The 21,783-nt window shown below is 50.4% G+C and carries 20 protein-coding genes; 9 read left to right on the top strand and 11 right to left on the bottom strand.

Annotated features, from left to right (window positions below; genetic code table 11):
* Nucleotides 1–21 precede the first annotated feature (21 nt).
* From GGR27_RS18095 to GGR27_RS18085, 3 genes are all read left to right on the top strand, one after another.
* Nucleotides 22–1,239 (top strand): restriction endonuclease subunit S, encoded by a 1,218-nt coding sequence (locus GGR27_RS18095; protein WP_168039964.1) that lies wholly within the window; start codon nt 22–24, stop codon nt 1,237–1,239.
* Nucleotides 1,240–1,453: 214 nt separating this feature from the next.
* On the top strand, nt 1,454–2,911 hold the full coding sequence (locus tag GGR27_RS18090) for a cyclodeaminase/cyclohydrolase family protein (RefSeq protein ID WP_168039962.1): 1,458 nt from the start codon (nt 1,454–1,456) through the stop codon (nt 2,909–2,911).
* Between the two features lie 411 nt (nt 2,912–3,322).
* Nucleotides 3,323–4,390, top strand: a complete 1,068-nt coding sequence (locus tag GGR27_RS18085; RefSeq protein WP_168039960.1) for a PIN domain-containing protein — start codon at nt 3,323–3,325, stop codon at nt 4,388–4,390.
* Nucleotides 4,391–4,550: 160 nt separating this feature from the next.
* Here the strand turns inward: GGR27_RS18085 and GGR27_RS18080 are convergent, their stop codons facing one another.
* From GGR27_RS18080 to GGR27_RS18070, 3 genes are all read right to left on the bottom strand, one after another.
* Entirely contained in the window at nt 4,551–4,787 is a 237-nt protein-coding gene (locus GGR27_RS18080; RefSeq protein WP_168039958.1) for a hypothetical protein, read from the bottom strand.
* A gap of 379 nt (nt 4,788–5,166) precedes the next feature.
* On the bottom strand, nt 5,167–5,445 hold the full coding sequence (locus GGR27_RS18075) for a hypothetical protein (RefSeq protein ID WP_168039956.1): 279 nt from the start codon (nt 5,443–5,445) through the stop codon (nt 5,167–5,169).
* Between the two features lie 190 nt (nt 5,446–5,635).
* Nucleotides 5,636–6,628 carry a serpin family protein gene (locus GGR27_RS18070; protein ID WP_168039954.1) on the bottom strand — a complete coding sequence of 331 codons (993 nt, stop codon included), beginning with the start codon at nt 6,626–6,628 and terminating at the stop codon, nt 5,636–5,638.
* A 285-nt stretch (nt 6,629–6,913) separates the two neighbouring features.
* On the opposite strand from GGR27_RS18070, the gene GGR27_RS20690 reads away from it, so the two are divergent.
* Nucleotides 6,914–7,129 (top strand): hypothetical protein, encoded by a 216-nt coding sequence (locus GGR27_RS20690; RefSeq protein ID WP_454557398.1) that lies wholly within the window; start codon nt 6,914–6,916, stop codon nt 7,127–7,129.
* Complete coding sequence (locus GGR27_RS18065) at nt 7,119–7,484, top strand: hypothetical protein (RefSeq protein WP_168039952.1); 366 nt, start codon at nt 7,119–7,121, stop codon at nt 7,482–7,484. The genes GGR27_RS20690 and GGR27_RS18065 overlap by 11 nt, the downstream gene beginning before the upstream one ends.
* Before the next feature lie 115 nt (nt 7,485–7,599).
* Here the strand turns inward: GGR27_RS18065 and GGR27_RS18060 are convergent, their stop codons facing one another.
* Nucleotides 7,600–9,051, bottom strand: coding sequence for an AAA family ATPase (locus GGR27_RS18060; RefSeq protein WP_168039950.1), 1,452 nt, complete (start codon nt 9,049–9,051; stop codon nt 7,600–7,602).
* Nucleotides 9,052–9,586: 535 nt separating this feature from the next.
* Here GGR27_RS18060 and GGR27_RS18055 point away from each other — a divergent pair.
* The 4 genes from GGR27_RS18055 to GGR27_RS18040 all read left to right on the top strand — a co-directional run bounded on the left by GGR27_RS18055 (nt 9,587) and on the right by GGR27_RS18040 (nt 14,788).
* Complete coding sequence (locus tag GGR27_RS18055) at nt 9,587–10,195, top strand: XRE family transcriptional regulator (RefSeq protein ID WP_168039948.1); 609 nt, start codon at nt 9,587–9,589, stop codon at nt 10,193–10,195.
* Between the two features lie 259 nt (nt 10,196–10,454).
* Nucleotides 10,455–10,715 carry a HepT-like ribonuclease domain-containing protein gene (locus tag GGR27_RS20670; protein ID WP_168040098.1) on the top strand — a complete coding sequence of 87 codons (261 nt, stop codon included), beginning with the start codon at nt 10,455–10,457 and terminating at the stop codon, nt 10,713–10,715.
* An 87-nt stretch (nt 10,716–10,802) separates the two neighbouring features.
* The gene (locus GGR27_RS18045; RefSeq protein WP_168039946.1) at nt 10,803–14,096 is read left to right on the top strand and encodes a type I restriction endonuclease subunit R; all 3,294 of its coding nucleotides are present in this window, start codon (nt 10,803–10,805) and stop codon (nt 14,094–14,096) included.
* The gene (locus GGR27_RS18040) at nt 14,093–14,788 is read left to right on the top strand and encodes a M48 family metallopeptidase (RefSeq protein ID WP_168039944.1); all 696 of its coding nucleotides are present in this window, start codon (nt 14,093–14,095) and stop codon (nt 14,786–14,788) included. The genes GGR27_RS18045 and GGR27_RS18040 overlap by 4 nt, the downstream gene beginning before the upstream one ends.
* 675 nt (nt 14,789–15,463) lie before the next feature.
* On the opposite strand, the gene GGR27_RS18035 is transcribed toward GGR27_RS18040, so the two are convergent.
* The 7 genes from GGR27_RS18035 to glyA all read right to left on the bottom strand — a co-directional run bounded on the left by GGR27_RS18035 (nt 15,464) and on the right by glyA (nt 21,647).
* Entirely contained in the window at nt 15,464–16,807 is a 1,344-nt protein-coding gene (locus GGR27_RS18035) for a hypothetical protein (RefSeq protein ID WP_168039942.1), read from the bottom strand.
* Nucleotides 16,797–17,294 (bottom strand): RNA polymerase sigma factor, encoded by a 498-nt coding sequence (locus GGR27_RS18030; RefSeq protein WP_168039940.1) that lies wholly within the window; start codon nt 17,292–17,294, stop codon nt 16,797–16,799. The genes GGR27_RS18035 and GGR27_RS18030 overlap by 11 nt, the downstream gene beginning before the upstream one ends.
* Complete coding sequence (locus GGR27_RS18025) at nt 17,287–17,904, bottom strand: hypothetical protein (RefSeq protein ID WP_168039938.1); 618 nt, start codon at nt 17,902–17,904, stop codon at nt 17,287–17,289. The genes GGR27_RS18030 and GGR27_RS18025 overlap by 8 nt, the downstream gene beginning before the upstream one ends.
* Before the next feature lie 497 nt (nt 17,905–18,401).
* Complete coding sequence (gene hemW, locus GGR27_RS18020; protein ID WP_209037993.1) at nt 18,402–19,595, bottom strand: radical SAM family heme chaperone HemW; 1,194 nt, start codon at nt 19,593–19,595, stop codon at nt 18,402–18,404.
* Nucleotides 19,596–19,597: 2 nt separating this feature from the next.
* Nucleotides 19,598–20,044 (bottom strand): PIN domain-containing protein, encoded by a 447-nt coding sequence (locus GGR27_RS18015; RefSeq protein ID WP_168039936.1) that lies wholly within the window; start codon nt 20,042–20,044, stop codon nt 19,598–19,600.
* A complete protein-coding gene (locus GGR27_RS18010) occupies nt 20,044–20,277 on the bottom strand; it encodes a hypothetical protein (protein ID WP_168039934.1) in 234 nt (77 codons plus the stop codon). Before GGR27_RS18010 ends, GGR27_RS18015 begins: the two co-directional genes overlap by 1 nt.
* A gap of 80 nt (nt 20,278–20,357) precedes the next feature.
* Nucleotides 20,358–21,647, bottom strand: coding sequence for a serine hydroxymethyltransferase (gene glyA, locus GGR27_RS18005; RefSeq protein WP_168039932.1), 1,290 nt, complete (start codon nt 21,645–21,647; stop codon nt 20,358–20,360).
* Nucleotides 21,648–21,783 lie beyond the last annotated feature (136 nt).

Here is a 21,783-nt window from a genome sequence, read left to right as displayed (position 1 = left end):
TATGGTTCGCTTAAATTTGAGATGATGGTTGTACGGTTAAAGCAAATTATAAAAGGCTTTGAGTCTGGTGTCAGCGTAAACGGTGAAAACAGAGATCTGGAAATTGGCGAAGTGGGCGTGCTAAAAGTAAGTGCGGTGAGCTATGGTGTGTTTGACCCAACAGCCGCAAAAGCAGTCGTTGAAAAGGATCTGGACAGGGTGAAGTGCAACCCAAAAAAGGATCATATCATCGTTAGTAGAGCCAACACTCCAGAATTAGTAGGTGCTTGTGCGTATGTGTTTGAAGATCATCCAAATTTGTATTTGCCGGATAAACTGTGGCAAGCCATAGTTGATGAGGCCAAAGTTGACTCGAAATACTTATTCTACCAGTTGAGATCGCCACGTATACGGTACCAAATCGCTAATCTAGCTACAGGCTCTAGCGGTAGCATGAAGAATATTTCGAAGTCATCTTTTCTTTCAATTCCCATCCCCCTCCCCCCTCTTGCTGAGCAGCGTAGGATTGCGGGAATTTTGTCGGCTTGGGATGCGGCTATTCGGGTTCAGGAGGGGTTGTTGGTGGCTAAGCGGGGGTTTCGGGCTGGGTTGGTCCAGCGGTTGTTTTCAAGAGAGCTTCGATTACCAGAATTTTCTGAGTCGTGGATCAATACTACGATTGATGAGTTTGGCACGACCTTTAATGGATTAACGGGTAAAAACAAAGATGATTTCGGGAAAGGAAAGCCCTACGTAAGTTACATGAATGTGTATAGAAATACGTTCATCAAAACCTCTCAGAGTGACTTAGTGAAGGTTGGCGAGACTGAGAAGCAAAACACCGTCAGGTATGGTGACATCATTTTCACAACTTCTAGTGAAACCCCTATTGAGGTAGGCATGTCCTCGGTTATGCTTGAAAGAGGTGATGAACCCTACCTAAATAGCTTTTGCTTTGGTCTCCGCCCAAATAAGTTAGAGGATATTGATCCTGCCTTTTTAGGATACCTTTTTAGAAGTCCTGAACTTCGCAGAGAAATTAGTCGGCTCGCTCAAGGGTCAACACGATTTAATCTTGGCAAGGGAAACTTTAAAAAAATTGAATTTAGTTTACCTTGTCTAGCTGAGCAGCATGCTATTGCCGGGGTTTTGGGATTGGTTGATGCAGAGATTTTGGGGTTGGCGGGGGAGTTGGGGTTGTTGCGGAGGGAGAAGTTGGGAGTTATGGGAAAGTTATTGAGTGGAGAAAATCATTCCTAATTTCCCACGATTTGTTAAAATAGACAAATTAATTCTTCAATCTCATTGTAAGTAAACAAGTAAGTTAAGGCGATAAAATACTACTAAGATACCATTCAAGTAGCAGCATTACGGTTATCAACATTTTGGTTAATCTTATCCACAGTGTTGACAACTAGCTACTTTGTGTTAACTTTCTGATTTTCAGCTACTTATATAATATTACCCACAAATTGTGGAAAACTACACTAAAATAGCACATAAATCTTCCGCTATCTTTGCTTTACAAACAAAAAGCCAGATGAGCCCCCTACTTCAATTACCTACTTCAGAACTGCTAGAGAAATTTGGGGCAGGTAATCACAAACCCGGATCAGGTAGTGCCGCAGCACTAAATGGACTTCTTGCATGCGAATTTATTGCAACAGTAATTCAACTTACAATTGATCCTGGTAGAGGATCGAAGTATAAGTCAATTATTGGTCGATGCAGGGAGACACTAGTATCAATTGAGAATAAAATAAGGCCGAGACTGATGGAACTGTTTCAGGAGGATTCTACCCAATTTGACAAGACTATTAAATTAAGAATTCAGCGAAATAAGGCTGAAAATCAAAAAATAAAGAATAGCCGTAATAAAGAGTGCCTGAAAGCGCTTTATAAGTCTACACAAATTCCTATTGAAATAGCAGAATTAGGTGTTAAACTAGCTGACTTTGCACTCTTCATAGCAAAAGAAGGATTTCAATCTGCTCGGGGAGATTCATCTGTTGCTTTAGAGAATGCGATAGCGTGCGTGTCAGGGTGTATATCCATCGTAGCACTCAATTTAAGTTCCTTCATTGGTTGTAGTTGGACGACTTCAGTTAAACAGAAGCTGAAAGAATTCAAGAACAACCTACAGCGCCTACAGAAAAGTAGTCATGAACTACAGGATAATCTTGAAGAGGAGGCAGATAGGAAAAACGAGGTTTCTGCAATCTTTCGTGAGTTTCGGAGTCGATACAAAGCTAAACTTTTTATTTCAGATAATGACATTCAGGGTCTTGTAAAAGACCTACAGAACACCCTTTGGAAGTACAGGGATATAATCTTTTCTAAAAAAATTCCAAGAAATCATATTGATGTGTTAAGACCAAGTGTAGTATTGAATCGCCTTGATTATGCATTTCAGGAAGTTGAGACACTGGGGTCTGCGGATGATTACCATGAAATCGGAGGCATTATAGACAATAGGGTCGACAAGGTGACAATATCTAAGATGTATCCCAAAGAGGTACAGTTATTTACTGCAGCACACGAGCTTGGTCATGCTTTGTTACATAAGGGCGTTGTTTTTCACAGGGATTTGCCATTAAGCTCTCCAACTGAAAGTACGAATAGGCCAATCGAAGAAATACAGAGCGATAAATTTGCTGCTTACTTTCTTATGCCAGAGAAGATTGTGCGAGAGATATTTTTTGCTTTGCTTGGAGTAGAGTCAGTCCAGATGAATGAATCTACTGCGAAGTGCCTTGGTAACATGTCTCTTCGAGATTTTAGAATGAAAGTTAAGTGCTGCCGAGATCTATCTCGAGAAGTAGCGAAAACTGAGTATTTCAACTTTCAACCGTTTAACTCATTGCATAAAATATTTAATGTTTCTGTCGAGGCTATGGCCATAAGATTAGAGGAACTTGGTCTCGTATCGTAAAGGAATTTAATAACTAATAGGCTTTTGCAATTATTGAACTTTACTTAGAGCATTACGTATTTGATTTTTTTTTGCAATTTTCAGTTCAGAGCTAATTTATAGCGAGCACCAGTAGCTGAAACGAATAAAGAAATGTAAAATCAGGTTACTGATTTTCCGAAATTTAAACCGCAGACCTATATACTATTCCGCGCGCTAGTTACATATAGGATTCACTAGAGTTGTTCGGCCTGATTGTCAGCGAGTTACAGAATTGGCTGAAAATAGTGAACTAGATTTCAATCTAAACAACCAGTTTTGAATTATTTAGGTTATAATCTCAATCCTTACGAACACAAACCTAAAATTCGGTACTGGCAATCAGCGAGTTAGGCTCAAACAACTCTAACCATAATAAAACATCAATATGATATGCTAAACTTGCTAATAGATTCTACCCATTATAAAAATGACATCGGATTTAATAAATCCGATCTTGTCAAAATTAGATCGCTAGGTCATCGTGGTTATCTCATACTACATATACCACATATAGTATACAACGAATGTATCAGTCATCTGAAGTCAACTCTAAATAGCTCTCTCAATAGTTCTTTTGGAAAAGTAGCTGGACTAAGTCGACAAGGTTTGCATCATGATGAACACGTCTTAGCAAAAGATGCTGCTGATGCCATACACGCACTTAAACAAGTAGTAGAGGCCTCAGCAGTTAAAAGTTGGGCAAAATTTATTGAAGAGTCTAAAAGTATTTTGTACGAATTGAATACAGAAGATACCCAAGAGATATTCGATGCGTATTTCTCAGCAGGGAAGCCTTTTAAATCTTTGAAGCATCGTGATGATATACCTGACGCATACATCTACTATCAAGCAAGGAAAATTGCAGAAAATTGCAATTTGACTATTTTGTCTGGTGACAAAAACCTAAGGGATAAATTAAATGAGCTCGAAAATATAAGAGCGTACGAAACGTGGGATGAAATTTATGAAACCTCTATTTATAAAGAAGCTGCTGCAAATCTAGAAGAGAACAAAATTATAGATGATAAGAGAGAGATCCTGATAGATGAGTTGCCTGATATTATAGAAGAAGTTAGATTGCAGATTTCAAAAATGGAAGATATAAGGTTTTTTAATGACATAGACGATGTAGATGAGCGTGAAACTACCATTCAACTTTTTGAAAATGTGAAAGTAAGTATTGATGAAGAAATAGAATTTTATGGTGAAGGTTTTGTTATCCCATTTTGCGTAGTCGCTGAAGCTCAGGTTGAGTACTACATGTATTGGGGTGATTATGCAGTTGCGGACTTCAGAAACCTATATGACTCAGAAGCTATTAATAAACATGTAATTCGGATTGTAGAAGGTTGGACTATAAAAACAGAAATAGACTATTTAATACTCCTTGAAGAAGTAATAGAAGGGGGAATTACCTTAACGGTAGAAAATATTGATGAATGGAAAATTATAGATTAATTCACTCAATTTTCTGGAGATTATAGCCTATTATGTTAAGCCAAATTTCCGTGCCTCCATATTCTATTTGACTAAATAAATCATTCACCCGACTCAATTTCTATGCCACTGACAAAACCTGCCCCATACCCTTACAGCCTGCAGAAACATTCCGCCGTTATCAATCTTCTTCAAATATTCTGAGCCTAGCCAAACCGAGGTGCTGAGTATGTTTGAATTCACAGAGGTTAAGTGCATTATCCGTCCGGTCGAGAAGCAGGTGGATCTGAAAGCTGGGATTGTGCTCGTCGCCCGCGTGATACCAGGTGTACTGCTGGGTTTGGATACCGGAAATGCTCAACGCGCGCTCCAAATCGAATAGTTCTTTCGGAAGTATGCCGTGGAAGGCAAGAATCATAAAACCAGGCTCAACAAAAAACTGCGTGCACTATAAATCTCTTTTACGTCACCAATTTCTATCATGACGGAAGTCGAACGTAACAATGGCTCCCCAGCTTACCATAAATTAGCCAACAGTGAAAGGAGGTCTGTGAAAAGTCAAATCGACTTTCTCCTTAAAGACGGTAGTGTAAATAAAAAGGGAACGACTAGACATACCACTTATTTTCTATTAACGCAAAACCGCGATAACATTGAATGAAAGAAGCTACTTCTATCTACATGCCCTCTCGAAAATACACAAAACACTGACAGTCAGAACTTTCTATCGACAAAACAGGACGCAAATAATTTAGCTCCGTTGATAGAAATACCGGACTGGTGACGTTGATTTCACTTCACCCAAACAAATCCCCCAACCCAACCACCCCCTGTACTACCCCGGCAACATTATCCACCCGACCCAACTCCGGCGCAACCACCAACGTACTGAGCACCATCTTTCCCGTCCTGGAATACGCTACGAAAGCGTCTCGCCGCTGGGCAATCTGGTCCAGTTGGGCATCGCTTAACCGCACCGGATGCTGGCTATGTTTGAATTCACAGAGGTTGATGGCATTATCCGCCCGGTTGATGATCAGGTCTATTTGGAAGCTTGGGCACTGGTCATTGCCCACATCGAAACAGACTGTTTGAACTCACCCAACACTAGGTTCTGATTGAATATTGACCTAGAGTTAGTGAAATTTCTGCAAAGGGTTTGTCTTCTTAATCGGTCAGAATTAGTCGAACCCCTTTCAACCAAGCCTCGCCGGATCAAATCCTATTGTCAACCTCTATCTGGACAGCGAACTTCAGTCTAATCGACTACTCCAAATCCAAAACCACCCCCCAAAACAACTCCACCCCCAACCCAACATCAAAAATCCGAAACACAAACGGCCGGTTAACAAAAATGGCAAGATGATCATGAAGCCGTGGCATACCTGTAGCCCCCATGCCCGTCACCGCCGCCGCCTCCGTACCCTTCTCGTCCACAATAATCTTAGCCCCCTGCTTAATCACTAAGTTGCCGAGTGACATGCCCTTGGCATACTTGATGTACTCGGGGAATTGCCGGAGCAGCTTAATTGGATTCAGGTCGAGTTGCGCGTCCAACGTAAACTTGGGAAACGCAAGGGTACAGGCCGTATCAACAAAGGTGAACTGGTCACGTGGCTCAGCGAATGCCACCAGATCTTCGGGCCGTAGGTTATCCCCATCCGGTAGCAACACCTCAAAGACCAGCTGTTCGTCTTTATAGGGTAGGCGGATAATTTTGTATCCCGGGCCGAAGGAGATTGGTAACTCCGCCGGATAGTAAGCATCGCCAAGGTGCATGAAGGTTATTCGGGACCATGACTTGGTGCGGCCATTGAAAGTGTCCACCGTGTTTTGTTGCGGATCGAAAGGGAGTTGCCAGTAGGCTTTCAAGTAAAGGGTGTTGACAATCAATTTGACCAGGCCGTCGGTGCTGTCCAAGCCTACATTGTCGATAAGATTCCGCGTGTGTTGTTTGACCCACTCGTTAACGCTGGCGAGGTCGATTACCGGAACCTCGTGGAAGTCGATCACGTCAGCATCCAACCCGTTTGTGCTACCGGTGCCGGATCCAACTTGCCAGATGCCCGTTGCGGAATCGATGCGGGAGTGTAACTCGTTGTCGGAAAGGTGTAGCTGCTTTTCGCGCAGTATTCCCCGGTGAAGTTTGCGATCGGCGTCGGTTAAGGGCGCGCCGAAGAGTACTTTCAGGAGGATGTGGAGACTGGCGGGGGAGTAGATGCCGGTTTTGGTAGCAGAGAGTAAGTCTTGAAGGGTCATGATAGATCGAAGGTAATGGTCATAAATCTAACTCCTCCTTGACCTCTACTTTCTCTCTTGCGCTAAGGTCGTCCTCATTGAAGACGTAGCTTTTCACAACTTCACAATCCGTAAGCGTTTGTTTTAACTTTTGATAAATTTTCTACTTTTTTCATCGCCCATATTTTTCTGGTGAGCTACTAGGATGCTTCACTTTCTATAACACCTTAGCATTCACATTCTTTAAAGGCAATCCCAACTCATTATTGAAAAATTTCGTTACTTTAATAAGTAAAACAGCAGGCAATGACCAACGTACAGTACGTGACAGACGATCAGGGAACGAGAACCTCCGTTTTGGTACCAATTGAGGATTGGAACCGATTAGTCAGATACATTGAAGATTTAGACGCGGTTGAACGGATTGAGCAGTCCGTCAGGTTGAGTATGAAAGAGGTGAGATTGATGGAGGCAGGCAAAATTCAGCCAGGCTCGACAAAAGAATTTTTGGATGCCCTCTAGAATAATCCTTACCGAAACATTCAAGAAGGAAGCCAAAAAGCTATCAAAGAAGCATCGTTCCCTTGGTGCGGACCTTCGAGTATTAGTCGCGCAGTTAGAAGCAGAGCCCTATTTGGGAGATCGGTTATCACCGCAATCATATAAAATCAGGTTAGCCATAAAGAGTAAAGGAAAGGGCAAAAGCGGTGGCGCGCGTGTCCTGACTTGGGTAAATGTTATTGCTGAAGACAGAGAAGAAGAGCAGAATCTTACAGTCTATTTGCTTTCTATTTTTGATAAATCTTCCATAGAAAACATTCCGAATAGTGTCTTGGACCAACGAATAGCCGAGGCAGTTTTAATGGAAGAAGAGTAGGTATTAGCTGACTTTTGCGCATACGCCCTACCTTACCCACAAGCCTTGTAGCCAATGCTCAAACCAAGCTTCCAATAAAACCACATCTCCCAAATCCTGGCCCACAAACAGTGTTTCACCCAAACAAATCCCCCAACCCAACCACCCCCTGAACTACCCCGGCAACATTATCCACCCAACTCAACTCCGGCGCCACCACCAACGTACTGAACACCATCTTTCCCGTCCTGGAATACGCTACGAAAGCGTCTCGCCGCTGGGCAATCTGGTCCAGTTGGGCATCGCTTAACCGCACCGGATGCTGGCTGTGTTTGAATTCACAGAGGTTGATGGCATTATCCGCCCGGTCGATGATCAGGTCGATCTGAAAGCCTGGGTACTGGTCATCGCCAGCGTGATAGAAAGTTGACTGGTTGGTTTGTACGCCGGCGATGCCCAGCGCTTGTTTGATTTGCCGGTAGTGGCGGAGGCCTACGTTTTCGAATGCGTAGCCCGCCCAGGAATGATAGGTGGGTTGCGCGCGCAAGGCCATCCACACGCCCGCTCCGTCATCCCTGAGCGGCTTGATGAAACGTAGGTAGAAAAGACTGAACTCGTCGAGCAGGCGGTAGACCTTGCCAATTTTACGCTTATTAAAGCTTGCGTAGCTGGTGATGAAACCGGAGAATGCCAGTTCCTCCAGCGTCCTGGTAAAGCCTCCTCCATCTTTCATTTTAGTAACTTTTAACAGCTGCGCCCTGGTGAGCCCGTGAGGGTGTGACGCCAGGGCGGTTACGATGCTAACGTGACGTTCCGACCGGTCGAATAAGGCGGGGTAGAGGTTTTCGAATTCATCGCGCAGTGCGCCATTGGGGTCGAGGCAGATTTGGTCGATGTTCTGGGCGGGCGTCAAGCCCGGTCTGAGCGCCCGCAAATAAAAGGGTACACCACCCAGCGCCATGTATAACTCAAGGGTAGTTTTCCGGTCGTGGAGCAATCCACTCGCCGCCAGGTATTCCTGAGTTTCCGCAAGCGTAAAGGGCTCGACGGATAGCCGGCGGGTAATTCGATTGTGGAGGCCACCCTTGTCACGCACTACCTTTCTGATCATCCACGAAGCGGCGGAACCGCAAATCACCACCAAAATATTCTGATCGACGGCCCAGTTGTTCCAGAAAAAACTGAAGGCCCGCAGAAACCCACTACGCGGCGTAGCCAACCACGGGAGTTCGTCAAGAAACACAATAAGCTTTTTATCTTTTGGGCGCGTACGCAGGTGCTCAATTAATCGGATGAAGGCAATCTGAAAATCCTCAAAATGATTGAGCCGAACATCGCGCCTCTCCTCTCCGGCTAAGCTGAACTCAAAGGCAAGCAGTTGATCGCGCAAGCTTCCGTCCTGCACGCCGGCTAAACTAAAATCAATACCGTAGCTACCCAGGGTCTGCTTTACCAGATAGGTTTTACCTACCCTGCGTCTCCCCGTGATGGACACCAAATCACTGCCGGCGCGCTGAGCCAATTCCGACAGGGCTTTACGCTGTGTCGTTCTACCAACAAAAATGTCATCTTTACTCATTCTCTGCATTTCTGCCAAGGTAAGCTATATTTAATTTTCCGCCAACTACAAGGTGCCTATTTGGCGGAAATTACCTCCCTGTTTAGCGAAACCGCCAGATATCATCTCTCTATTTGGCGGGTTCTCCCCCTCATACCACCGCCAAACCTTACCTTCCCGCAAAGCCTTTTAGCCTCCCATACCCAAGCCAGACACAGGGGGCGAAACTGGTGGGAGCGATCCCACGTAGTGCATTTTCCGCCAAATGCATGGTGCGTAATTGGTGGAATTTTTTTGGCAGCTCGCATAGTTCGCCATAATTTGGCCTTAATTAAGAGCATGTTGGGACTTTGGGTTCCTGACCGGTTTTGAGACAGTTTTGTGATGGTTAAGGCAGCAAAACCGGAGTTTAGCCATAGCTAAATGAGGATTTTGCTAACGAAGACCACCGCAAAAGTGGCCAAAACAAGGCCGGAAGCTAAAGTCCCAATATGCTCTAACAGCACAACTCGCGTAACTTAGCAGCATAATCACCATTAGCAGTAGCGTATCAGTCAAAGTAAAAATGCAAACCACCCTTGATCACCCACGTATAGCCGGAAAAGTACTCAGAAAATTGAGGAAAGATGCTGCGTTGAGCCAACTGACCCTAGGTGAGCGTTATGGAAGGTCCGGTCAGTTCATTTCAAGAGTCGAACGCGGACAAAGACCGCTTAACGCATCAGAATTAAATAGCTTTCTCCAGTCTTTAGGAGTACCACTGAAGACCTTTTCAGCACTTTATGATCCATTATGCTTACTGCAATCACTCACCGATCATAGCGTTGAAAATGATAAGAACCAACTTAATCTTAAACGTGTAAGTAGTAAGAATAAGAGGCGTGAACCACGAAATGCTATCCTGAAACAATTGCGTCAGTACTTCACGACGCAACCCGTTACGGAAGCGTTCCTTTTCGGTTCGGTAGCTCGATCCGAGCATACGAGTGAGAGTGATATTGATATTTATTTGACTTTTAATCAGATAGCGAAAGTTTCACTTTTTGATTTAAGCCGGATGAAATTGGAACTTGAAGACTTAACCGGCCGGGAGGTGGACCTAGTAGTGAAAGGTTCAGAACATGGATTTTTAAAACAGTCGCTGGAAGCAGATAAAATTAGTGTTTATGGCTAAGCGGAAAATTCCAGAAACGGTAGAGCGGCTTCAGCACATAGCTCAGGCGATAGATGATATCTACGCGTTCACGGCAGCGATGACGCTGGGAGAATTTACGAAGGAACGCCAATTCAATAACTGTCCGATTTGCAGCTTGCTATCGCGGCGGTATTCTTCACCATTTGAAAACCACCGTCCCGACTAAGTACGGGATGCTGGTCTTCAAATCGCTCGAATACCACCACGTTAGCGGCGCTTCAATCAGGACAGTTATTAAATCGGCGTTCCTAAAGACAAAAAGACCCGACTGGCAGTAGAGAAATCTTTTGAAATTATTGGTGAGGCTACCCATAAACTATCTACCGAATTTAAAGATAATCACCCCCAGGTGGAGTGGAAACAAATCGAAACCACCCGGCACATTCTCGTGCACAATTATTATGAAGTCTTGCCGGATATTTTGTGGAATGTAAAAGAAGTCTACCTAGCGGACCTTCGCTCTAAGATTGCTGCTATCCTAATAGAACTAAAGAGCTGAACAGTACTTCTTCAGCGTCTGGTTTTATTGTTCTCGCTATTCTCCGAAACTCCACGCCTTACCTTACCCAGCAAAGCCTTTTAGCTAATGCCCAACCCCAGTTTCCAAGAAGACCACATCTCCCAAATCCCCGCCCTCCAGCTCCTCATCAACCTCGGCTACGTCTACCTCAACCCCGCCGAAGCCCTCGCCCTGCGCGGCAACAAAGAAGCCAACGCCCTCCTGCAAACCGTTCTTTTAGACCAGTTGGAAGCCCTCAACTCGATCCATTACAAGGGAGCAACCCACCGCTTCTCGCCCCAAAACCTGGCATCCTGCGGCCGCGCCCTAACCGAAATACCGCTCAACGAGGGCCTCATCACCGCCAACGAAAAGGCCTACGATTACCTGACGCTGGGGATGAGCCGCGAGCAGACCATCGGCGGCGATAAGAAGAGCTACAACGTGCGCTTCATCGACTGGGAGCGCCCGGAAAACAACGTGTTTCACGTCACCGAAGAGCTCGCCGTGACGCGCACCGGCAGCAAGAGCACCTACCGGCCCGACCTAGTGCTGTACGTCAACGGCATCCCGCTCGGCATCATCGAATGCAAACGGCCGGACATGAAGGACCCGCTCGAACAGGCCATCAGCCAGCACCTACGCAACCAGCAGGAAGACGGCATCCGCCCGCTCTATCTCTACAGCCAGCTGCTCCTCGTCACCGCCACGAACCACGCCAAGTACGCCACGACCGGCACGACCGGCACGACCGCGGAATTCTGGAGCCAGTGGCGCGAGGCCGATCCGGACGACGGCGCCATCGCCCGCCACGTCAACACCCTCCTGCCCGACGACGTCCTCAACCGCATGTTCACCGACCGCACCCGCGCCGACTACCAACGCTTCGCCAAACCCAAGCCCCGCCTCGTCACCGAGCAGGACCGCTACCTCCACAACCTCTGCCGCCCCGCCCGCCTCCTCGACCTCACCCGCAACTTCACCCTCTTCGACGCCGGCGACAAAAAAATAGCGCGTTACCAGCAGTTTTTCGCGATCAAAAAAACCCTCGCCCGCCTCACCTCCAATGCCTACAACACCAGCTCCGACGACAGTTATAACGCAAGCTCCAACACCTCCAACGACGGAAATCGAATATCGCATATCGAGACTCGCATATCGCATATCGAGCCCCGAAGGGGCGGCGTAATCTGGCACACCCAAGGCTCCGGCAAATCCCTAACCATGGTCATGCTCGCCACCGCCATCACCGAGCACCCCGCCATCCGCAACCCCAAAATCGTCATCGTCACCGACCGCGTCAGCCTCGACGACCAGATCGCCAAGACCTTTAAAAAATGCGGCGCCACCGTCCACCAGGCCGACAACGGCAAGCAGCTCGTGGAGTACCTGACCTCGAAGTCGGACGCCATCATCACCACCGTCATCAACAAGTTCGAGTCGGCAGTCAAGCGGCTCGACCCGCTGCTGAGCAGTGAAATTTTCGTGCTCGTCGACGAGGGCCACCGCACCCAGTACGGCACCTTCGGCGTGGCGATGGAGCGCGCCTTTCCGAACGCCTGCTTCCTGGCCTTTACCGGCACGCCGCTCAGCAAAAAGGAGAAGAACACGGCGAAGAAATTCGGGGGATTAATAGACAGCTACACCGTCCGCCAGGCGGTGGCCGACGGGGCCGTCGTGCCGCTGCTCTACGAAGGCCGGCTGCCGGTGATGGAAGTCAACGAGCGGCCGATCGAAGCCCAGTTCGAGCAGATCACGGCCGACATGACGGGCCAGCAGATCAGCGATTTCAAGCGGAAATACGCGCGGGCGGACCAGATCCACAAGTCGGCCCAGCGCATCGAGCAGGTCGCGCAGGACCTCACTAAACACTACGTTGGCGAGTGGCGCGGCACCGGGTTCAAGGGCCAGCTCGTCACGCCCGACAAGCTCACCGCCGTTAAGTACAAGCGGGCGCTCGACGAGATCCCCGGCGGCGTGCACAGCGAACTGATGATCAGCGCGCCGGATATGCGCGAGGGCGAAGACAGCATTCACGCGGAGTCGGACGACCTCATCAAGCGCTTCTGGAAACGAATGATGAGCGAGCACGGTGGCGGCAAAAAGTACCAGGAAAACCTGGTCGAACGCTTCAAAAAGCAGGAGCGGCCGGAGATCATGATCGTCGTCGATAAGCTGCTGACCGGTTTCGACGCGCCCAACAATCGCGTCCTCTACATCGCGCGTTCCCTACGCGAACACACGCTACTGCAGGCCATCGCGCGGGTGAACCGCGTCGCGCCGGGCAAGGAATACGGGCTGGTGATCGACTACTACGGCGTCCTGACCGAGCTCTACGACGCGCTCGAACAGTTTGGCGACGGCTTCGACCCGGAAGATCTGGAAGGCACCGTCACGCCCGTCAGCGAGGAGCTCGAAAAGTTGCCGGCGGCGCACGGGGCGCTGTGGGATTTCTTCCGGGGCATCACCAACCGCGACGACCTCCAGGAGTACCAGCGGATTCTGGCGGACGAGGCGCTACGCGACCAGTTTTATGAAGCGCTCTCCGCCTACGCGCGCCTGCTCAAACTTGGTTTGGGAACGCTTACGTGGCAAGAAAAAGTGGGCGCGGCGCGGCTGGAAAAGTACAAAGCCGACCTCAAATTCATGCTCCGCCTGCGCGATGCCGTTCGCAACATTTATTCCGATACGGTCGATTTTAAGGATTACGAGAAGCAGATCCAGAAACTCCTCGACCGCCACGTGACGAGCTACGAGGTGGAGACGATCACGGACCTCGTCAACATCTTCGAAACGGAAGCCTTTGAGGCGGAGGTGGAGAAAGTCGTCGGCACCGCCGCCAAGGCCGACCTCATCGCCAGCCGCACCACGAAGCACTGCACGGAACGGCTGGAAGAAGACCCCACGTTTTACAAGCGCTTCAGCGAGTTGTTGCGCGAGGTCATCGCCGACTACCGCGCCCGTCGCATCAGCGAGTTAGAGTATTTGGCGCGGGTTAAGGAGCTCAAAGATCAAGTCCTCAGCCGGGCGGGCGCGGGCGTGCCGGACCGGTTGCGCGACCGGCCGGAGGCGCAGGCGTTCTACGGGTTGTGCCAGGAAAGTTTCGCGGGGCGTTTAGCGGATGCGGCAGCAGCAAGAGAAGTTTGCGCGGACGCGGGTGCCAGGGTTGACGACCTGATCCGCCGCCACGTCTTTGATTTTGGGCAACCGAAGGTGGACTGGATGTCCCGCAGTTCCATCACCGGTCCGTTGGCCATCCAGCTGGAGGATTATTTGATCGACGAGATTAAAAGAGGCCAGGGCATTGAGCTCAGCCTCACCGAGATCGCCGCCCTCACGGAGCGCTTCCTGGAAGTCGCCAAAATCCGCTACGCCGCGTGAGCCACCAGATCACTTACGGCCGCGAAACCATCACCTACGAGCTGCAATTCGCCGAGCGGAAGACGGTCGACATCGCCGTTGCCCCCGACCGCCGGGTCACCGTCACCGCCCCGCTGGCTGCGGATGGAGAGAGAGTAGCCAAACTCGTGCGCAAGCGGGCCGCCTGGATTTTAAAGCAACAACGCTTCTTCCTCGGCTTCGAGCCCCGGACGCCGCCCCGGAAGTACGTCGGTGGCGAGACGCACCTCTACCTCGGCCACCAGTACCGCCTGAAGATTTTCGCGGCGGAGGAGCCGAGTGTGAAATTGCGAGGTGGCTACTTTTACGTCGGCACGCCGGATCGCTCGGCGACAAAAGACATGCTGCACCACTGGTACGCCGCACGGGCTGCCGTTAAATTCCCGGAGATTGCCACGCCCTATTTGGCCCGGTTTGCTGAACTTGGGTACGTCCCCAAAGACCTGGTGATCCGTAGCATGCAGCGGCGTTGGGGGAGTTGTACGGCTAAGGGGAAGTTGATCCTGAATACGGACCTGGTCCGGGCACCGCGGGGGTGTATCGAATACGTGATCGTGCACGAATTGTGCCACCTGGCGCACCATAATCACGGGAAGAAGTTTCAGGCATTACAGGCGCGGGAGTTTCCGGCGTGGGCGAAGTGGAAGGGGGTGCTGGAGGAGCGGATGGTTTGAGCATGGGTATTTTTCTAGGTTGAGGGCACGGTTCATGGACCGGAGGTCTTCCTCGAAGAAGGACTGGGTGCCGATGCTCAGCCGGTTAACGGGGCTGGCGGCTGGCATGCGATGGTGCGTTCGTCGAGGTCGTCGGGATTGGCTTCGAGGGTGATCTTTACTCACTTGCTCATTGCCTTTGCACCCGCCCCGATAGCTATCGGGGCGCCCCAATATTCGCTTTCTTCCAAAGTTTTAAAAAAATCGATAATTCCGTTTCAGTAAATTGTGACGGCGTGTCACCACCAAAATACGCGGAAGAGACCGGTCCGTCGGTTAATCCTTCCCGGCGAACACTTAATTCTTTATTAATTCCATTGAGCACGCCGGGATGCGTACCCTTGCTGGTATTGAACCGAAAATTACAGTAGTAGCAAGCTTATTTGTAGAAGAGCATGTGGAGGTAGAGCCATATGGTAAGCGGTTAGTAAAACCATAAAGTAGCGTACGGATGTGATCATTAAACAGACAATTCAACCCCATGACTGTTTCCGACATAAGCCAATTAGGCCCTGTCGCCAATTATTATCACAAAAGAGAAAGCGCCCCAGATTGAATACCACTAGTCGACCGAGTTGCCTACTCTGAAAAAGAAACTCAGGACCCTCCCACCAAACTTTCTAGCAACCACCAAAATCACAAACAATACCGCAACCCCACCACCACCCCAACCACCGAAACCCGCCCCCGAGCAGTAGCCTGCAAATCACCCCACCTCCCCAACGCACCACCATATTCCAAATTAAGACGCAGCCCAAACCGATCAGTCAACCGAACGCCACCCACCGCACGGACGCCATACCGCCACCGCGCCTGCGCAACGGGAGAAAAACCCACCAACTCCCCCGCCTCAGTAACGCGGGCGACGTTCTGCGACTGGATAAAATGATAACCTACCAACACCCCGGCCCCGTAACTGAAGCGGCCACTCCGAGCTTCCCAATCCAGGCGAACGGGGAGGTAGTAGGACCGGAAACGATCGGTGTGTTGGAAGCTGACGTGACGTACACCGGCAACGGAATCCGTGGTAGTTTGCCGCATGAACTCACCGTCCGGCGTCTGGAAAATCGTATCGACCGTGCCCGGCTGAAAGACGCGCGCGTCGGTTTTGGCATCCAACGAATAGCCGTTGCGCAGGACCACCCGCCCCACCCCGGCTGATAACATAAAGTTACTGCCCAGCCGGCGGCCCAAACTGAGCTCACCGACGTTTCCGGTTAGTGAATTCTCGATGTTGGTTCGGACTCCGCCACCGGTCAAATCTACCACCCAGAGCGCTTTCCGGTCGGAAGTTATTCCGGAGCCATCGCTATCCGGTTGCTCGCTCACTACGGCTCGAACCTGGGGCAAGCCCGCGGTAAACTGGCTAAACACTACGCTATCCAAAGGTGCTACCGGCAAAATGCCGGCAGCTATATTTTTTGCTTTACCAAGCGATACGGTAGTGTCAGCAACATCCTCTATCGAAAGAATCCGTTCTTGCCGCAGCTCGTCTAAATTATCGGCTACCGGAGCAGCAACTACAATTTCACCCGCCGGCACGGAAGCCGGTACAACAAGTGGTCGTGCAACGGGCGCGTTATTTAAAGCTATCGCACCTGGTGCTCCGGACCCCGGAAAAACTACGGTCGACCGCAATTCACCAGCAACATTCTCCGAAGTCAGATCTTCGCGACCTTCCGAACTCGTGCTACTTTCAGAATTTGTCGTTGATTCGGCAAACACCGACTTACCACCAGTTTCCGGCGTAGACGGCCCCTCACCGCCGCTCCAAATCAAATAGGCACCACCCATCGACAACAGGAGGAACAGCAACAGTAACCAGCCCCGATACTTTCCGGAAGCACTACCCCGCAAGCGCGGCATATCGTCAAAAGCGAAGCCCGGCGGAACGTTCGGATCGGCGTAGCGGCCCAGCTTGTCGTTAAGCGCGCCGCGGCCCGGTTCCTCTTGGTCGGAAGATTTGTTGTTATAAGACATGGTTAAGTATTACCAATTTGGAAAGCTGGTGCCGCAAAAGGCTTTTTGCCCGGCTGAGTTGGCTACGGGAACCAGCGGAAGAGATGCCGAGGCGGTCGGCAATTTCCCGGTGGGAATAGCCTTCGACGACGTGTAAGTTGAAAACAGTTCTGAAGCCAAGGGGAAGCCCCGCAATCATGTCGGTCAAGTACTGCGCATCCAGGTGCTGAAGTTCGGCTAATACGTAAGGGCCGCGTTCGATCAGCTCCGTCAGGTCTTCCGTACGAAAACGGTGGCGGTCCCGCAAGTGATTGATCACCTGTGAAACCGCCACCGTTCTCAGCCAGGGCCGCAGTTTCCCCATTTCCGCATCGTACTGCTGGTACTTACGGAAGAGTTGCAGAAAAATATCCTGCACTAGGTCCTTTTGGTCACTTTCGTGAACGCCGTAGCGACGCACGATCGTCAGGACGTACGGGAGCCAGCTTTTATAGAATTCCTCATTCACAAGGGTCTTCAATGGGTACGTTATAGGTGATGGTGAACTGCCCCAGGTCCGCGGTGGGGTAATCATCACAGCCGCCGCCGCGGGGTAGACTGGCCAGTGTTCTGGAGTTGTACAGTCTGACGGATAACTCACCCGTTATGAAACCCGGTGTCGAGAAATCGGCGGTAAAAGTAAACGGACCGTTACTACAAAAATCACCGTCGCGAGCGATCGGATCGCCCCCAATATCGATGCCATTTGTCTGATTAAACTGTGCTACTAAAGGGGAGGAGTCATAGTCGAAAACGGGGTCGCCCCGCTCGTCCAGGCTAAAGTTTATGTACAGGAAAGTATCACTTTCGATCGGGATCTGCGTCTGGCCGTCGGGCCGGCAGAGAATGATGTCGGAGGAGATGATGTAGTTACCCGGGGTCTGCTCCCACGCCGTACCGGCGGACTGTCTCGCTACGTCACTTCTGGCGGATTTTATAGAAAAGCTCGGCGTCACGTCAACGTCTACGATAACGGGCTCGCTGGGCGTCGGTACTTCGTCGACGAGGAGGTTAGCGTCCTCGTCGCAACTAACGAAGAAAAACAGCGCAATGGCCGGTAATAAATATAGAAAGCGCATGAATCGAAGGTTTGATTGTATCGTGGAAGATTCCATTTGCCCACCCGTACGGGTTTCTCGCCCAGTACGTTGCATGGGGTACAAAACTATTTACCGGCCACTCCTCAGCCTCCGTATCGGCTAGTGTAAGATAAAGGCATTCGCTTTAGCGATTTGGGCCAGTGTCAGGGGCTAGCAGTCGTGGCATTTGAAGAATGCGTGCTGAATCAGGAAGCTACCGGCGTGCCCCAACCCCCGCATAATCGCCTGGAGGCCCGGGTTTTCTATAGTTCATGCCAGAAAGTTCTCGTGGGGCGGCGGGAAGACGAGGCAGCTGTTCGCGTAGTTTGCGCGGTCGCGGGTGCCAGGGAAGACGGGCTAGTGGCGGTACGTGAGTTGGGCTGTTTGGCGCACTATAATTATGGGAAGCAGCTTTGATTTGTTCCAAAAGGTTGAGGGCATCCTGCCCGAACGCTCGTGCGGTAGCGCTATCTCACGGCCGTTCGGGCAGGATGCCCTCAACCTTCAGACCGAAACCCATCACTAGCGACACCGTCCGCCCGCATAATCCCCGCCCGCGTCAGCCGGTACCGCCCGTCCGCCGCCGCGTCGTGGAATAAACCGGCCTCCACGTTGTCCACCTGACTCTTGCTAAAATACGGCACGGATTCCGGCCCAAAGCGTTCCCGCAACTCATCCAATGTCAACCCCTCTTCCCGCCGCAGGGCCGTCATGACGTACTCATTGTAGCGATCCCGATCGGTAAGGATCTCTTGCTCGAAAACCAGGTTTTCCGCAGCTAAGTAATCCGCGTGGGTACTTATATCCGCCCAAACTTTGGCGTAAGTCGCGTTATTTTCCAGGTTCCACCTACGGGTATTTTGCCCGTCGAAACCGTGAGCACCGGGGCCGATACCTAAGTAGGTTTGTCCAGACCAGTAACCGGAATTATGCTTCGATTCATGGCCGGGCAGGCAGAAGTTAGAAACTTCATAATGGCGGTAACCGTGACTAGTCAGGTGATCGACGAGCATCTCGAAGTGGCGAGTAAATTTCTCATCATCCGTATCGGCCACCTTACCTTTTGCAACCTGGACACCGAGGGCGGTTTTGGGCTCGACCGTCAGCGCGTAAGCGGAGATGTGGGTAACGCCGAGGTCGGTGGCAATGCGGAGATTTTCAGCCCACATAGCGTCGGTGGTCGTCTGGCCGCCGTAGATGAGGTCGATGCTGACGTCGTGAAAGCCGGCGCGGTTGACTTTGGCGATGGCCGTGCGGGCTTCGGCGGCGTTGTGGGCGCGGTTCATAAACCGGAGGTCTTCCTCGAAAAAGGATTGGATACCGATGCTCAGCCGGTTGACGGGGCTGGCAGCTAGCATTCCGATGGTACGTTCGTCGAGGTCGTCGGGGTTGGCTTCGAGGGTGATCTCTGCTTGCTTGCTCACTTCCCTTGCACCCGCGACCGCGCCCCAATATTCACTTTCTACCAAAGTATTGAAAATGCCCGACAATTCTTCTTCCGTAAGTAACGACGGCGTGCCACCACCAAAATACACGGAAGGAACCGGCCCAGCCGCTAATTCCTGTCGGCGAACGCGTAATTCTTTATTGATTCCATTAAGCACGCCGGGGCGCGTTTTCATGCTGGTGCTGAAGTGGAAGTTGCAGTAGGAGCAGGCTTGTTTGCAGAAGGGGATGTGGAGGTAGAGCATGCTTATCGAGAGGTTAACAAGGCGACAGCTTGCTGAAAATTAATTACCTTTTGATAGCCTTTACTGACTAAATGATCATACAGTTTCATGTCACCCGTAAGCAGCAATTCTTGTTTGTATTCAGTTAAGGCCACAAAAATTATGTCGTCCGGATCTATATCCCTGACCAGATCAGCGGCTCGCGACCAAAATGCCAACGGAATCTGAGCATCCGGAATAAATTTAATTCGTTTGTATACAATCTCTAATTGCCGAGAAACATCCTGAGCAGATAGCTTTGACCGTTCCACAATCTTATCAAAGTGTCGGTCGATTTCTATCTTTAAGAATTCGGGCGCAAAAAAGTCGATTAAACCAACACTCGAAATTACAATGAACTCACCGATGGGCGAACTCGGCTTCATAGCAGCTGAGAACACTAAATTTGCGTCGATAATATAAACGACCATCAGACCAAACCTTCAAATCCCGGCACGTCCTTGAAACGGTGTTTATTTTCTTTCCACCACACACCTTTACTCTCCGCGACCATTTCGTCTACATCGGATTGAGTAATTTCACTTTTAAACCCAATCAGACAATAATCGATATAATCAAGAAATTCTTCTTGGCGTCCGTTTAGTTCGCTGATTGGTATCCTTATTACCAACTCTTCCGACGATTTTTCGATTACGTGTGACATACATAAACTTTCCTAAGCAACGAATCTCTCATCGCCTTAGTTGCGGTAGAGAGATTCACCGTTTCAACCCGTAGCACAACTTAAGCTAGTACAGCCTCCCCTTCATACAAAGGAAACGCCACCATGTGCGTATGCACCTCATCACGCACCACATCGATCACCTCTTGATTCTCCACGTCACTAATGATCCGATCAATCCACTCCACCGTCTTCACGCAATCCGCCTCGGTAAAGCCGCGCGTCGTAACGGCCGCCGTACCGATCCGGATGCCGGAAGGATTCATGGCCGTCTTCTTATCAAACGGCACCATGTTTTTGTTGAGCGTAATGTGGGCGGCGTTGAGCGCATCTTCCGCCTGCGTGCCGGTAACGTCCTTATTACTCAGGTCGATGAGCATAGAGTGGTTGTCCGTACCACCGCTGATGATGTGGTAACCTTTGTCGACGAGGGCCCGGGCCATGGCCTGAGCGTTCTTGATGACTTGCTTGCCGTAAGCTTTCCACTCGGGCTGGAGGGATTCGCCGAAAGCCACGGCCTTGGCCGCGATGACGTGCTCCAGTGGGCCGCCCTGCATTCCGGGGAAAACCGCGCCGTTGAGCAAGCGGCTCATGGGGTAGGGTTTGCCAGACTTGAATGTTTTGCCAAACGGATTGTCGAAGTCCTTGCCCATCATGATGAGTCCGCCACGGGGGCCACGGAGGGTTTTGTGGGTCGTGGAAGTCACGATGTGGCAATGAGGTAGCGGATCGTTGAGCAGTCCGGCGGCGATGAGGCCGGCGGGGTGGGCAACGTCGGCCAGAAGGACGGCGCCTACTTCATCGGCGATCTCGCGGAAGCGGGCGTAATCCCAGTCGCGGCTGTAGGCAGACGCACCGCAGATGATCATTTTAGGCTGGACTTCGCGGGCTTTCTTAGCAACCTCGTCCATATCGACGCGGCCGGTTTCTTCTTCGACGCCGTAAAAGTGCGCGTCGAAGTATTTACCGGAAAAGTTGGCCGGGTGACCGTGGCTGAGGTGACCGCCGTGGGCGAGGCTGAAACCGAGCGTTTTGTCGCCCGGGTCGAGACACGCAAGAAAAACGGCCGCGTTGGCCTGAGCACCGGAGTGCGGCTGGACGTTGGCGTATTCCGCACCGAAGAGTTCGCAAAGCCGGTCGATGGCGAGTTGCTCGATCTTGTCGACGACTTCGCAACCACCGTAGTAACGCTTCCCGGGGTAGCCCTCGGCGTACTTGTTGGTCAGGCAGCTACCGGTCGCTTCGATAACGGCGGCGGAGGTGAAATTTTCGGAGGCGATGAGCTCGATGCCGTTGCGTTGGCGGGTGAGTTCGTCGTTGATTAGGTTGAAAACTGCGGTATCTCTGGCCATGAGTTGGGATATTTTTCGCTGGGAATGCGGCGTCGCTGGGAAAGACGTAAAGATAGGAAGTAGCGGCGATTTCGGTCGTCAGCTGCGTGTCTTTTAGGTAGGCGCGGTCGTCTCGATTTGTCCTATCGCGGTGAAA

Source organism: Neolewinella antarctica (assembly GCF_011927835.1).
In the GTDB taxonomy this organism is placed as follows: Bacteria; Bacteroidota; Bacteroidia; order Chitinophagales; family Saprospiraceae; genus Neolewinella; species Neolewinella antarctica.
The sequence above is the reverse complement of the archived record's forward strand: the minus strand, read 5'-3'. Positions and strand labels throughout refer to the sequence as shown.

Coding starts and splice junctions, on each gene's coding strand:
- hemW (WP_209037993.1), bottom strand. CDS start 19,595: ATGCTCTACCTCCACATCCCCTTCTGCAAACAAGCCTGCTCCTACTGC.
- GGR27_RS18095 (WP_168039964.1), top strand. CDS start 22: ATGATGGTTGTACGGTTAAAGCAAATTATAAAAGGCTTTGAGTCTGGT.
- GGR27_RS18060 (WP_168039950.1), bottom strand. CDS start 9,051: ATGCAGAGAATGAGTAAAGATGACATTTTTGTTGGTAGAACGACACAG.
- GGR27_RS18045 (WP_168039946.1), top strand. CDS start 10,803: ATGCCCAACCCCAGTTTCCAAGAAGACCACATCTCCCAAATCCCCGCC.
- GGR27_RS18015 (WP_168039936.1), bottom strand. CDS start 20,044: ATGGTCGTTTATATTATCGACGCAAATTTAGTGTTCTCAGCTGCTATG.
- GGR27_RS18080 (WP_168039958.1), bottom strand. CDS start 4,787: ATGATTCTTGCCTTCCACGGCATACTTCCGAAAGAACTATTCGATTTG.
- GGR27_RS18070 (WP_168039954.1), bottom strand. CDS start 6,628: ATGACCCTTCAAGACTTACTCTCTGCTACCAAAACCGGCATCTACTCC.
- GGR27_RS18010 (WP_168039934.1), bottom strand. CDS start 20,277: ATGTCACACGTAATCGAAAAATCGTCGGAAGAGTTGGTAATAAGGATA.
- GGR27_RS18035 (WP_168039942.1), bottom strand. CDS start 16,807: ATGTCTTATAACAACAAATCTTCCGACCAAGAGGAACCGGGCCGCGGC.
- GGR27_RS18085 (WP_168039960.1), top strand. CDS start 3,323: ATGCTAAACTTGCTAATAGATTCTACCCATTATAAAAATGACATCGGA.
- glyA (WP_168039932.1), bottom strand. CDS start 21,647: ATGGCCAGAGATACCGCAGTTTTCAACCTAATCAACGACGAACTCACC.
- GGR27_RS18055 (WP_168039948.1), top strand. CDS start 9,587: ATGCAAACCACCCTTGATCACCCACGTATAGCCGGAAAAGTACTCAGA.
- GGR27_RS18065 (WP_168039952.1), top strand. CDS start 7,119: ATGCCCTCTAGAATAATCCTTACCGAAACATTCAAGAAGGAAGCCAAA.
- GGR27_RS18025 (WP_168039938.1), bottom strand. CDS start 17,904: ATGCGCTTTCTATATTTATTACCGGCCATTGCGCTGTTTTTCTTCGTT.
- GGR27_RS20690 (WP_454557398.1), top strand. CDS start 6,914: ATGACCAACGTACAGTACGTGACAGACGATCAGGGAACGAGAACCTCC.